Origin of the sequence: Streptococcus castoreus DSM 17536, from assembly GCF_000425025.1 — a bacterium.
Lineage (GTDB): Bacteria > Bacillota > Bacilli > Lactobacillales > Streptococcaceae > Streptococcus > Streptococcus castoreus.
This window is the reverse complement of record NZ_AUKZ01000012.1, coordinates 19300-31133: the sequence shown is the minus strand read 5'-3', so window position 1 is coordinate 31133 and position 11834 is coordinate 19300. Positions and strand designations below refer to the sequence as shown.

13 protein-coding genes are annotated in these 11834 nt (G+C 39.2%); 5 read left to right on the top strand and 8 right to left on the bottom strand.

Annotated elements, in window-relative coordinates:
* Nucleotides 1-34: 34 nt before the first annotated feature.
* The 6 genes from serS to H346_RS0105020 all read right to left on the bottom strand — a co-directional run bounded on the left by serS (nucleotide 35) and on the right by H346_RS0105020 (nucleotide 6080).
* On the bottom strand, nucleotides 35-1315 hold the full coding sequence (gene serS / locus H346_RS0105045; RefSeq protein ID WP_027970128.1) for a serine--tRNA ligase: 1281 nt from the start codon (nucleotides 1313-1315) through the stop codon (nucleotides 35-37).
* A gap of 303 nt (nucleotides 1316-1618) precedes the next feature.
* Nucleotides 1619-1981 (bottom strand): DUF956 family protein, encoded by a 363-nt coding sequence (locus H346_RS0105040; RefSeq protein ID WP_027970127.1) that lies wholly within the window; start codon nucleotides 1979-1981, stop codon nucleotides 1619-1621.
* A 116-nt stretch (nucleotides 1982-2097) separates the two neighbouring features.
* Nucleotides 2098-3009, bottom strand: a complete 912-nt coding sequence (locus tag H346_RS0105035) for a PTS system mannose/fructose/sorbose family transporter subunit IID (protein WP_027970126.1) — start codon at nucleotides 3007-3009, stop codon at nucleotides 2098-2100.
* A gap of 17 nt (nucleotides 3010-3026) precedes the next feature.
* Entirely contained in the window at nucleotides 3027-3836 is an 810-nt protein-coding gene (locus H346_RS0105030) for a PTS mannose/fructose/sorbose transporter subunit IIC (protein ID WP_027970125.1), read from the bottom strand.
* 90 nt (nucleotides 3837-3926) lie between these two features.
* Nucleotides 3927-4919 carry a PTS sugar transporter subunit IIB gene (locus H346_RS0105025; RefSeq protein ID WP_027970124.1) on the bottom strand — a complete coding sequence of 331 codons (993 nt, stop codon included), beginning with the start codon at nucleotides 4917-4919 and terminating at the stop codon, nucleotides 3927-3929.
* Nucleotides 4920-5267: 348 nt separating this feature from the next.
* Nucleotides 5268-6080 (bottom strand): Cof-type HAD-IIB family hydrolase, encoded by an 813-nt coding sequence (locus H346_RS0105020; RefSeq protein WP_027970123.1) that lies wholly within the window; start codon nucleotides 6078-6080, stop codon nucleotides 5268-5270.
* A 251-nt stretch (nucleotides 6081-6331) separates the two neighbouring features.
* Here H346_RS0105020 and H346_RS0105015 point away from each other — a divergent pair, with 251 nt between their 5' ends.
* The 4 genes from H346_RS0105015 to lytR all read left to right on the top strand — a co-directional run bounded on the left by H346_RS0105015 (nucleotide 6332) and on the right by lytR (nucleotide 10232).
* A complete protein-coding gene (locus H346_RS0105015; RefSeq protein WP_027970122.1) occupies nucleotides 6332-7792 on the top strand; it encodes an NCS2 family permease in 1461 nt (486 codons plus the stop codon).
* Nucleotides 7793-7979: 187 nt separating this feature from the next.
* A complete protein-coding gene (gene tsaE, locus H346_RS0105010) occupies nucleotides 7980-8423 on the top strand; it encodes a tRNA (adenosine(37)-N6)-threonylcarbamoyltransferase complex ATPase subunit type 1 TsaE (protein WP_027970121.1) in 444 nt (147 codons plus the stop codon).
* On the top strand, nucleotides 8416-8949 hold the full coding sequence (locus H346_RS0105005; RefSeq protein WP_027970120.1) for a GNAT family N-acetyltransferase: 534 nt from the start codon (nucleotides 8416-8418) through the stop codon (nucleotides 8947-8949). The genes tsaE and H346_RS0105005 overlap by 8 nt, the downstream gene beginning before the upstream one ends.
* On the top strand, nucleotides 8949-10232 hold the full coding sequence (gene lytR, locus H346_RS0105000) for a glycopolymer--peptidoglycan transferase LytR (RefSeq protein WP_027970119.1): 1284 nt from the start codon (nucleotides 8949-8951) through the stop codon (nucleotides 10230-10232). The genes H346_RS0105005 and lytR overlap by 1 nt, the downstream gene beginning before the upstream one ends.
* 79 nt (nucleotides 10233-10311) lie before the next feature.
* On the opposite strand, the gene H346_RS0104995 is transcribed toward lytR, so the two are convergent.
* Both H346_RS0104995 and H346_RS0104990 read right to left on the bottom strand, forming a co-directional pair.
* Nucleotides 10312-10617 (bottom strand): hypothetical protein, encoded by a 306-nt coding sequence (locus H346_RS0104995; protein WP_027970118.1) that lies wholly within the window; start codon nucleotides 10615-10617, stop codon nucleotides 10312-10314.
* The gene (locus H346_RS0104990) at nucleotides 10614-11033 is read right to left on the bottom strand and encodes an HIT family protein (RefSeq protein ID WP_027970117.1); all 420 of its coding nucleotides are present in this window, start codon (nucleotides 11031-11033) and stop codon (nucleotides 10614-10616) included. The genes H346_RS0104995 and H346_RS0104990 overlap by 4 nt, the downstream gene beginning before the upstream one ends.
* Before the next feature lie 71 nt (nucleotides 11034-11104).
* Here H346_RS0104990 and H346_RS0104985 point away from each other — a divergent pair, with 71 nt between their 5' ends.
* Nucleotides 11105-11833 carry an ABC transporter ATP-binding protein gene (locus tag H346_RS0104985; protein ID WP_027970116.1) on the top strand — a complete coding sequence of 243 codons (729 nt, stop codon included), beginning with the start codon at nucleotides 11105-11107 and terminating at the stop codon, nucleotides 11831-11833.
* The last annotated feature ends 1 nt before the right edge of the window (nucleotide 11834 follow it).

Below are 11834 nucleotides of genomic sequence, written 5' to 3'. Positions count from 1 at the left end.
TGGATTTTTCTTAAGCCTAAACTTGAAAGACGACTTATTTATTTGGTGTGATAACTTCTACATCACCCATATATGGACGAAGAACTTCTGGAACTGTTACGGAACCATCTTGATTTTGATAATTTTCTAAAATAGCAGCCACGGTACGTCCAACAGCAAGCCCAGATCCATTGAGGGTGTGAAGAAGTTTAACCTTACCATCGGCTTCGTCACGGTAACGGATTTGTGCACGACGGGCTTGGAAATCTTCGGTATTTGAACAAGAGGAGATTTCACGGTAGGTGTTTTGAGCAGGAATCCAAACTTCCAAATCGTAAGTTTTAGCAGCAGAGAAGCCCATATCGCCTGTACAAAGTGCCAAGACACGGTATGGCAATTCAAGCTTTTGAAGAATATTTTCAGCGTTGGCAGTCATTTTCTCTAACTCGTCATAAGAGTCCTCAGGTTTAGCAAATTTTACCATTTCAACTTTATGGAATTGGTGAAGGCGGATAAGACCACGTGTATCACGACCGGCAGAACCAGCTTCGGAACGAAATGATGGACTCATAGCTGTAAAAGAGATTGGTAATTCTTTGCTGTCTAGAATTTCACCACGATAGTAATTCGTTAGTGGAACTTCTGCTGTTGGAATAAGGACAAAATTGGTATCTCTTAATTCAAAGGTATCTTCTTTAAATTTAGGGTATTGTCCGGTTCCGAACATAGAGTCATGGTTCACCATGTACGGTGTAATGATTTCTTGGTAACCTTCTTTAATGTGTTCATCAAGCATGAAATTATAAAGAGCACGTTCCAAGCGGGCACCAAGATTTTTGTAGAATAGAAAACGAGTACCAGTTACCTTTGCCCCGCGTTCCCAGTCTAAAATATCAAGGTTTTCGCCAAGATCCCAGTGTGCTTTGACTTCGAAATCAAAGTCACGCGGAATTCCCCAACGACGCACTTCTACATTGTCTTTTTCATCAGTACCTACTGGAACAGAGTCATGCGGTGTATTTGGCAAACCTGTAACAATATCAGTGACTTTTTGATCAATATCAGCTAGTTGACTGTCAATTACCTTAATGTCAGCAGAAACTTTTTGCATGTCAGCAATTTGTTGGCTGGCATCTTCTTTTTGACGTTTAGCTTGGGCAATCGCAGCAGAAGTAATGTTTCGATCAGCTTTTAATTCTTCTGATTGGACTAAAAGGGCACGACGTTTTTCATCAAATTCCTTGAGTTGAGTGAGGGTATCTTCTGAGATGCCCCGCGTTTTTAATTTGGCTGCGACAGCATCAAAATCAGTACGAATACGTTTAAGATCTAGCATAAATAAACTCCTTTAATATAGTCACTAATAGTAGCCAGTGAAGAAGGACTAGGCAAACACCTTTCCTATTGAACGATAATAAAAGCACAGCTTATGAAAATGCTGGAGCGCTTTGGCGCGGTTCCATCCAGCTTCACAATCTGTGCACTTAATTAGTATTTAATTGAAACACGGTAGAATTTCATACAGATTCCCTATCTGCTCACAACCACCGCAGACTTTCTGAAAGGAGAAAATATACTACTTATCCGTTAAAATTATTATACATGAAATCAAAAGAGATGTAAATTTAAAAGTAAAGATTTACCCTTTTCCAGTGATTTTTTTGATAATGAGTTGAATAAGTGTTGGGAGTTTAACCACCTTGTCATTGCCGATGTGGTTTCGAGTGATTTTTAAAATCCTGCCAGAATCTTTCGAGGCAAAGAGGAATTTTCCTTGATCAGTAAAGACTTCAAAGTGTCTACTTACTTTGTTTCGGCTAACGTTGGCACCAATTTTATTAATTGATGTCCAAGGGATTTGAATATAGTCATTAACGTTTTTGTCGTTATAAAATTCAAGAGCTTTGTCACCGAGTAAGATTTGCCCAACTTTGCCTCCCATGCCCAGATAAGATAAAGCTTTTGTTTGGTATTCAACACTTGTGTTTAAAGATTGAGCCATTTCATTTCCTTTCACTTATTAAGTGAAGTTATTATACCATATTTTAGGGGACTTTTCTCCTAATAAGTTGGAAAAAAGTAGCCTAAGAACTAAGTCTCAGACTACTTTTTAAATGCTTACATAATATGTGCAAGGTGAGCAAGGATACCAAATGCAAACAAACCAACGATAATTGCGATTGGAGAAACTTTTTTCTTCAATAGCCACATGCAAAGGAATGTAAGAAGCAATCCAGCTAAACCTGGAATAAGTGAGTTCAACTGACCTTGAAGCGTCTGAGCTTGAACTTTGTCAAGGCTCATTCCACTGAGGGCTTGTCCAAGGATACCTTTTAGTTCTGCCCCTTTAACAGGTCCCTCTGGGAACATCACATAAGCCCCTTCTGCTAATTGTTTACCAGGAAGATCGATGGTGAAGTTGATGGATACCCAACGTTGAACGAGTACTGCAAGGATAAACATACCAAGTATTGAAGCACCCTTGGTGATGTCTTGAAGGATACCACCTGACATGTCTTTCGTAATTTCAGAACCAGCTTTGTAACCAAATTCTTGAGTATACCATAAGAATGCCATACGGATGATGTTCCATCCGAAGAAGAAGAGAAGTGGACCAACGATGTTACCAGCTTGAGCTAAAGAAGCACCAAGAGCACCAAGGATAGGACGTACTGTAAACCAGAATACTGGGTCACCGATACCAGCAAGAGGTCCCATCATACCGATTTTAACCCCTTGGATAGCCTTGTCATCGATTGGAGTACCATTCGCGCGTTCTTCTTCAAGGGCAAGTGTTACACCAATGATTGGAGCAGCAACGTATGGGTGAGTGTTAAAGAATTCCATGTGGCGCTCAAGAGCAGCAGCACGGTCTTCTGGACTGGTATACAATTTTTTAAGAGCAGGGATAAGTGCATAAGCCCAACCCATGTTTTGCATACGTTCGTAGTTCCAAGAACCTTGTAAGAATTGTGAACGCCACCAAACACGTTGACGGTCTGATTTAGTTAATTTAATTTGTTCAGTCATTTGTTTCTTACCCCTTTCTAGTAGTCTTCTAAGATGTCGCCGATTGGATCAGCTGAACCTGCTGAGCCACCACCGTTGCCACCTTTTTTAGAAAGGTTAAGGTAGATGAAGGCAATTGCAACACCGATAACACCCATAGCAATAAGTGTTAATTGGCTGATAGCTGCAAGAGCAAAACCAAGTGCGAAGAATGGCCATACTTCGCGCGTAGCCATCATGTTGATAACCATAGCATAACCTACAGCAACAACCATAGCACCACCGATTTGCATACCTTCGTTCAACCAGTTTGGCATAGCATTCAAAACAGATTGTACTGCTGAAGTTGGTACAGCAACTAGAAGAGCTGCTGGGATTGCAATACGTAACCCTTGAAGAAGAAGCGCAACAAAGTGGAAACGTTCAACACCTGTGAAGTCACCTTCAGAAGCAGCTTTGTCCCCAGCATGTACAAGGGCAGTTGACAACGTACGAACGATCATTGTAAGGAAAAGACCCGCAACTGCAAGAGGAATAGCTGTTGAGTATGCAAAGGTAATTCCTTTTTGAGTGAAATCACCACCTTTAACCATGATGATAGCAGCAGCCACAGAAGCCAGTGCAGCATCAGGAGCAACGGCAGCACCGATGTTTGCCCAACCAAGAGCAAGCATTTGAAGTGTACCGCCAAGGATAACACCTGCTTCAAGGTGTCCTGTTACAAGACCGATTAAAGTACATGCAACAAGAGGTTGATGGAATTGGAATTGGTCGAGGATACCTTCAAGACCAGCGAAGAAGGCAACGATTACGACCAAAATTGCAGAAATAATTGAAATATCTGACATTTTGTAATCCTTTCAAAGTGTAATAAACGAACCAGTTAGTAGCTAACGAGTTAGCTAGTTATCGTTTTAAAAAACTTGTCATGTCTGAACCTATTTGATGTTAGCTTTTTGGATAAGTTCAAATAGATTTTTCTTAGAATCGTTAGGTACTTTACGGACGTCGAATGTAACGCCTAAGTCACGTAATTTTTCAAATGTGGCAACATCGTCTTTATCCATAGACAAAACGTTGTTAACCATTGTTTTACCAGTCGAGTGAGCCATTGAACCAACATTCAACTCTTCAATCTTGACACCGCCTTCAACTGCACGAAGGGCATCTTGAGGGGTTTGGAAAAGAATAAGTGCGTGTGTGTTACCAAAACGAGGATCTTTAGAAGCTTCAATCAATTTACTGATTGGAACAACGTTAGCTTTAACCCCACCAGGTGCAGCCTGTTTGATTAATTGTTTACGAAGATCGTCTTGGGCGACTTCATCAGAAGCAACAATGATACGGTCAGCCTTAGAAGCTGGAGTCCATGCTGTTGCAACTTGACCATGTAAAAGACGAGTGTCAATACGAGCAAGGTTGATTTTTAATTTGCCATCTCCGATGACAGTTCCAGCAGGAATAGCTCCTTGAAGTGTATTAGCAACTTTTTCTGTTGTGGCTGCTTTTTCAACTGGGTTAAGGTTTTCAGGAAGGGCTTTAATGCCGTCCTTTGATTCCTTGATGATGTTTGCGGCAACTTGTTCAACACCTGCACCAGCATCCATCAGACGTTCAGTGTAAGCTTGAATAAGCATTGGCAAGTTGAGACCAGTGATGATAGCCATTTTGCGGTCAGGATTTTCTCCTGCCACACGACTAGCCTGGTTAAATGGAGAACCACTCCAAAGGTCAGCTAGTACAAGGATTTCATCATCAGCATCAAATTGTGCGATAGCATTGTTGAAGTGCCCATACAAATCATCAGGTCCTTCATTTGGCATGAAAGTAACAACTTGTACTTTCTCTTGTTCGCCAAAAATCATAGAACCAGATTGATGAATACCTTCAGCAAATTTACCATGGCTGGCAATAATAATACCGATACCCATTCTTGTTCTTCCTCCTTAATTTTATTTTTCGTTGAAATGAAGAAGAATAATCTCCTTCCAAAAACATTTGGCAATTCTTTTTCACTTAAACGAAATTCAAGAACGTCTCTATTTTAAAACGTTTTCACTAAAAAATCAAGCCCTTTCGGAAAAATATTACAAAACATGAAAAAATTTTCAGAATTTAGAGTTAAGTAGGTAAACTATTGCTATTAAAGGTTTTTTATGCAGTATAAAAAGCAAAACATACGGAAAAATGGTGAAATTATTAGAAAATATTTCACATTTTGAGAAGATATGACAGACAAAAAACCACTATTTTCAGAAAAACAGTGGTTTCGTTTTCTTTTATAAAAAAAGCTCTTCTAACTTTTTAGCAACCCCATCTTCTTCGTTTGAAAAATCAAGCTGTTGATCGGCATAGGGAAGTAGAACAGGACTGGCATTTTTCATCGCATAGCCTGTTCCGGCAAAAGCTAGCATTTCTGTATCGTTGTGTTCGTCACCAAAAGCGATTAGATCTTTCTTATCCATGTTATAAATACCTAGTAGGTAATTGAGAGCGTATGCTTTATTAATATCTTTGGGCGAAATCTCTAGAATGTTGAGGGGACCGCCCCAAGAATCAATTTCAATTTCATTCTTGAAGAAGGTACGCATGTCTTTTGCTAACGCATACTTATCTTCGTGGTAGGTTTGTGTCAACAGGGCATTTGGATTTCGGGTGATCTTAGCAATTTCTAAAGTCATGGCTGGAGTAATCATTTCAACGCCAAAAAGTTGAGGATTAATACTTTTTGGTCTGTCCATTGTCACATAGAAATTTTTTCGGTATTCACTGGCAATAAAATCCATTTGAAAATCATCTTGGAATTCTAAGAGTTTTAACAGGTAGTTCTTATCCAAAGTCACATTATGCTCATAGTTCCACTTTTGCTCTGGAAGATGCGTTAACGAGCCGTTAAAAGTGATTATTGGTGTTTTTAGCTCAAGTTGTAAGTAATAGCCTAGAGCCATACGATAAGGGCGACCAGTTGAGATAATCACATGATGTCCTTTAGCTTGAACGGCTTTAATGGTTTTTTGAGTGTAGGTAGAGATGGTGTTGTCACGGTGCAACAAAGTGCCATCTAAATCAATTGCAATTATTTTTTTAGTCATAGCTAAATTATAGCAAATTTTAGCTTAAGTTAAAGCGAAAAGATAGGTAAAACCTATTTGTTTATCAATTTATAACAAAATTCACTTCTGAAATCACAAAACGACCAAAAAAACATTGAAACATGAACAATAAAGTGTTATAATGAATATATCGTTCGTGTAACGACGGGTGATTTGGAAAAAGAAGCTTATCTTTACTGGATAAGAGTTTTTTAATGTCACCCATAATTAGTTAAGGAGACTCCATTCAAATGGAAAAATTTTTTAGTTTAAAAGAAAATGGGACAAGTATCTCAACAGAGATTATGGCTGGTTTAACGACCTTCTTTGCGATGTCTTATATCTTATTTGTAAATCCTAGCATCCTTAGTGCAGCAGGGATGCCCTCTAAAGCCGTCTTTTTGGCAACCATTATTGCAGCAGCTCTCTCAACGTTAATCATGGGATTGTTTGCTAATGTCCCTTATGCTTTGGCACCGGGGATGGGGCTTAACGCTTTCTTTACCTATACGGTTGTTTTTGGACTAGGATTTTCATGGCAAGAAGCCTTAGCTATGGTTTTTATCTGCGGTTTATTTAATATTTTTATTACAGTTACTAAATTTCGTAAAAGTATTATTAAAGCTATTCCAGTTAGTTTACAGCACGCTATTGGTGGCGGGATTGGCGTTTTTGTAGCCTATTTAGGGTTTAAAAATGCTAATATTATTACCTTTTCTGCTTCGGCTGCTAATATTATTAGTGTTAACGGTGTTGAGCCAGCCAAGGCTACTGCTAAAACATTTACAAAGGGAATTCTTTCTGTCAATGCCAACGGTGGTGTTGTACCAGCCATTTCAAATTTTACTGATCCAAGTGTTTTATTAGCTCTTTTTGGGTTACTTTTGACGGCAGTTCTTGTAATTAGGAATGTTCGTGGTGCCATTTTAGTTGGCATTGTCGTGACAACTGTTGTGGGAATTCCGATGGGGGTAGTGGACCTATCTACAATCAATTTTGGAGGCAACCACATTAGTACCGCTTTTTCAGAACTTGGGACAACTTTCTTGGCAGCCTTTGCTGGTATGGGATCGCTTTTTAGTGATTCAAGTCGCTTGCCACTTGTTTTGATGACGATTTTTGCCTTTAGTTTATCAGACACTTTTGATACTATCGGAACTTTTATTGGAACAGGTCGTCGTACTGGTATCTTCTCCCAAGAAGACGAGAATGCTCTTGAAAACAGCACAGGATTTAGTTCAAAAATGGATCGTGCTCTTTTTGCAGATGCTATTGGAACGTCTATTGGTGCTTTATTTGGAACATCCAATACAACCACTTATGTGGAGTCGGCAGCAGGTATTGCTGAGGGTGGACGCACGGGTCTCACTGCTGTTTCAACAGCAATATGTTTTCTTTTATCAACTCTTTTATTGCCGCTTGTTGGAATTGTACCGGCAGCAGCAACAGCACCAGCTCTTATTATTGTTGGTGTGATGATGGTTTCATCGTTCCTTGATGTTGATTGGAGCAATTTTGAAGATGCTCTTCCAGCCTTTTTTGCCGCTTTCTTTATGGCTCTTTGTTATTCAATTTCGTATGGTATTGCTGGCGCCTTTATTTTCTATTGTCTTGTTAAAATTGTCAAAGGCAAAGCAACTGATATTCACCCAATACTTTGGGGCGCAACCGCCTTGTTTGTTTTAAACTTTGTTATTCTTGCTGTCATCTAAGGTAAGAAAACAAGCAACTTAATATTTAATTGACATCTCATCGGCAGGCTATGAATAACCCGTCCGAGAGGTGTTTTTTGTAGCCGTATTTCATGGTAGTAGAGATGGGAAAATAAATGGGTTGTTTATTTTGGTTGGAATTAAGGTGACGCTTGGAAGTCTCTTTTTTTTCTGATATAATGTTTTTATGTTTTATAGTGAGAATGAAAATAGCCTTGTTGCCTACGGGCAAGAAATTGGTAGCCATTTGATAGCTGGAGATGTCATTGTTTTAACGGGTGACTTGGGGGCTGGTAAGACGACAATTACTAAAGGGATTGCTAAGGGGTTAGGAATTAGTCAAATGATTAAAAGCCCCACCTATACTATTGTTCGAGAGTATGATGGTCGTGTTCCTCTTTATCATCTGGATGTTTACCGAATTGGTGATGACTCAGATTCGATTGACTTGGATGATTTTCTCTTTGGTAGTGGTGTTACAGTTATTGAGTGGGGAGAGTTACTAGGAGCAGGTGTTTTGGATGATTATTTGGAAATTATCATTACAAAGCAAGGAGATGGTCGTCAGCTTGACTTTTTGACGCATGGATCTCGTTCTAAAATGTTGTTAGAGACAATAAAACATGGCTGAGCAGTTGGTAATGATTGAAGAAGGCTCGCCACAAGATGCACAAGGGGTTCTTTCCCTAATTAAAGAAGCAGCTGATGAGACCGACTATATTACAGGCGTTGAGTCTATTTTACATGCTAGTCCGGAGCAACTAGAGGTTTTTCTGGCACGTAGTCAAGATTCCGTCATAGATTTTTGTTTATTAGCCAAGCTTGATAACAAGGTGATTGGTCTTTTAAACCTTTCAGGAGAAGTTACTGAGCAAAAGCAAGTTCAAGCAGATCTTTTTATGTTAGTTACAAAGTCTTATCGTGGTTATGGAATAGGTCAACTTTTGTTAGAAGTCGCTCTTGACTGGGCATGGGAAAATCCTTATGTAATGGCTCTTCAGTTAGAGGTTCAAGTGCGAAATAGCAGAGCGATACATCTTTACGAGAAGTATGGTTTTCGTGTTGAAAATATTCAGAAAAAGGATGTTAAATCAAAAGAGGGAGATGATTTAGACGTTTACCGTATGCGTAATCAGTTAAGTCAAGAAGTGGATTAATGAAAATTGGAAAAAAAATAGTTTTAATGCTGACAGCTATTGTGTTAACAACTGTCTTAGCCGTAGGTGTTTACTTGACCAGTGCCTATACTTTCTCGACAGGGGAATTATCAAAAACCTTTAAAGATTTCTCGACGTCTTCAAAGAAAAGCGATGCCATTAAGCAAACGAAATCTTTTTCAATCCTACTAATGGGAGTCGATACAGGGTCTTCGGAACGAACTTCCAAATGGGAGGGAAACAGTGATTCTATGATTTTGGTAACGGTCAATCCTGAAACGAAAAAAACGACGATGACTAGCTTAGAGCGTGATATATTAGTTACCTTGACGGGACCCAAGAATAATGACAGGAATGGTGTTGAAGCTAAGTTAAATGCTGCCTATGCAGCTGGTGGTGCTCAAATGGCTATCATGACTGTTCAAGATCTTTTGAATATTACGATTGACAATTACGTTCAAATTAATATGCAAGGACTCGTTGATTTGGTTAATGCTGTTGGCGGCATAACGGTGACCAATCATTTTACTTACCCAATTTCGATTGCAGAAAATGAACCTGAATATCAAGCCACTGTTGCTCCAGGAACGCATAAAATTAATGGTGAGCAGGCTTTGGTGTATGCTCGTATGAGGTATGATGATCCCGAAGGGGATTATGGGAGACAAAAACGCCAACGGGAAGTGATTCAAAAAGTGCTGAAGAAAATCCTTGCTTTAGACAGCCTTAGTTCCTACCGTAAAATTTTATCTGCTGTTAGCGGCAATATGCAGACTAATATCGAAATTTCATCACGTACCATTCCAAGTCTGCTAGGTTATCGTGATGCTTTGAAAAATATCAAAACCTACCAGTTGAAAGGTGAAGATGCGACCTTATCAGATGGTGGTTCCTACCAAATTGTGACAACAGAGCATCTTTTGGAAACACAAAATCGTATTCGTGCTGAACTAGGTCTTCATAAAGTAACACAGTTAAAGACGAGTGCAACCGTTTATGAAAATCTTTACGGTTCAACGAAGGGACAGGCAGCGGATAATAGTTATGATTTCTCAGGTCAAGGCTCTTCTTATTCAGACACAAATAGTCAATATTCTACTTACTCAAGTTCAAGCGGGACAGATACTGGTCCAAGTTATCAGGGGAAAACAACTGACCAAAGTTCGAGTCCTAGCAGTTCTAATACAACCCCTGCTACGCCAACGCCCCAACCAGAAGCGCCAATTGCTGATGGTTCCGCAAATTCCTCGGGGACTGCAAATGCAGTTACTCCTGTTCCTTAAAAATAAAGAAAAGATACCCAAGATAGAGATTTGGGTATCTTTTGTCATGACTGCTGTCTAGAGCAGAGAATTTTTTGGATTAGATAGCGGCGTCAGAATCCCTCTGGAACTTGATTATACGGTCTTGGATTTCTGTTAACTGTGCTTGAGTTTCTTGACTAAAACCCCGCCAGTTATAGGTTAAATCTTTACTAATATTTTGAATAACTCTGCCTTGATGTTGAATGACTGCAAGATCTGTTTGGATCTCGTTAATATCAGATTGAATGGCTTCTTTGGAGTTTTTACACATGTTCCAAAATTTTTTTAAGTTATGGTGTTTTTGGTAAATTTTGTAGGCTGTCAAAGAGAGAAGTCCGATGGCTACAAGAGATCTTGCTTTCATGAAAGACCCTCCTGACGAATTTGCGCTGCAAGTGTTGCTAAAGCAGGGAAATCAGGCTCATGAGTGGTGTATTGAATAGAGATGCCATCTTTTTCATCGTAACGAGGAATGAAGTGAATGTGTGCATGGAAAACAGTCTGACCAGCTAATGCTTCATTGTTATTAATAATATTCATAGCAGGAGCTCCGGTGGCCGCTTGGATAGCACGTGCGATTTTAGGGACACGAGAAAACAGTTGACTAGCTGTTTTGGCATCCATTTCTAGCACATTTCGGACATGGGTTTTAGGAATTATTAATGTATGGCCAGGTGTTGTTTGCGAAATATCTAAAAAAGCGAGGACTTGCTCGTCTTCATAAATTTTAGAGGAAGGAATATCTCCTTGAACGATGCTGCAAAAAATACAATTTTCCATTTTATGTTACCTTCTCTGCTTGAATTTGTTATAATGTACTATAAGTATATCAAAAACTAGAAAGAAATTATATGTTAAACATTGAAAATCTAACTGGGGGGTACTTGAATATTCCAGTTTTGAAAGAGGTCTCATTCTCTGTTGGGAATGGGGAATTAGTTGGTTTAATTGGTTTAAATGGTGCTGGGAAATCAACAACAATCAATGAAATTATTGGTTTTTTAAAACCTTACAAAGGATGTATCTCTATTGACGGATTAACCTTGTCAGAGAATGCAGCAGCTTACCGTAAAAAAATTGGCTTTATTCCTGAAACCCCAAGTCTTTATGAAGAATTGACTTTAGCTGAGCACATTAAGACGGTTGCGATGGCTTATGATGTTGATTTGGAAGTTGCTCAAAAACGAGCGGAGCCTTTTTTGGACCTATTTCGCTTGACCGATAAATTGGACTGGTTTCCGGTTCACTTTTCTAAGGGGATGAAGCAAAAGGTTATGATCATTTGTGCTTTTGTGATTGATCCTAGTTTATTTATCCTCGATGAGCCATTTTTGGGTTTGGATCCACTAGCGATTTCAGATCTGATTCAGGCTCTGGAAGTTGAAAAAGCAAAGGGGAAGTCTATTTTGATGAGTACTCATGTGCTTGACTCTGCTGAAAAAATGTGTGATCGCTTTGTGATTTTGCACCATGGTCAAGTCCGTGCTCAGGGGACATTAACAGAGTTGCAAGAAGCTTTTGGGGATGTTTCAGCTAGTCTTAACGACATTTATTTAACATTGACAAAAGAAGAGGGTTAAG

Excerpts from the sequence above, each read along its gene's own strand:
- serS (WP_027970128.1), bottom strand. The coding sequence starts at position 1,315 with ATGCTAGATCTTAAACGTATTCGTACTGATTTTGATGCTGTCGCAGCC.
- H346_RS0105040 (WP_027970127.1), bottom strand. The coding sequence starts at position 1,981 with ATGGCTCAATCTTTAAACACAAGTGTTGAATACCAAACAAAAGCTTTA.
- H346_RS0105035 (WP_027970126.1), bottom strand. The coding sequence starts at position 3,009 with ATGACTGAACAAATTAAATTAACTAAATCAGACCGTCAACGTGTTTGG.
- H346_RS0105030 (WP_027970125.1), bottom strand. The coding sequence starts at position 3,836 with ATGTCAGATATTTCAATTATTTCTGCAATTTTGGTCGTAATCGTTGCC.
- H346_RS0105025 (WP_027970124.1), bottom strand. The coding sequence starts at position 4,919 with ATGGGTATCGGTATTATTATTGCCAGCCATGGTAAATTTGCTGAAGGT.
- H346_RS0105020 (WP_027970123.1), bottom strand. The coding sequence starts at position 6,080 with ATGACTAAAAAAATAATTGCAATTGATTTAGATGGCACTTTGTTGCAC.
- H346_RS0105015 (WP_027970122.1), top strand. The coding sequence starts at position 6,332 with ATGGAAAAATTTTTTAGTTTAAAAGAAAATGGGACAAGTATCTCAACA.
- tsaE (WP_027970121.1), top strand. The coding sequence starts at position 7,980 with ATGTTTTATAGTGAGAATGAAAATAGCCTTGTTGCCTACGGGCAAGAA.
- H346_RS0105005 (WP_027970120.1), top strand. The coding sequence starts at position 8,416 with ATGGCTGAGCAGTTGGTAATGATTGAAGAAGGCTCGCCACAAGATGCA.
- lytR (WP_027970119.1), top strand. The coding sequence starts at position 8,949 with ATGAAAATTGGAAAAAAAATAGTTTTAATGCTGACAGCTATTGTGTTA.
- H346_RS0104995 (WP_027970118.1), bottom strand. The coding sequence starts at position 10,617 with ATGAAAGCAAGATCTCTTGTAGCCATCGGACTTCTCTCTTTGACAGCC.
- H346_RS0104990 (WP_027970117.1), bottom strand. The coding sequence starts at position 11,033 with ATGGAAAATTGTATTTTTTGCAGCATCGTTCAAGGAGATATTCCTTCC.
- H346_RS0104985 (WP_027970116.1), top strand. The coding sequence starts at position 11,105 with ATGTTAAACATTGAAAATCTAACTGGGGGGTACTTGAATATTCCAGTT.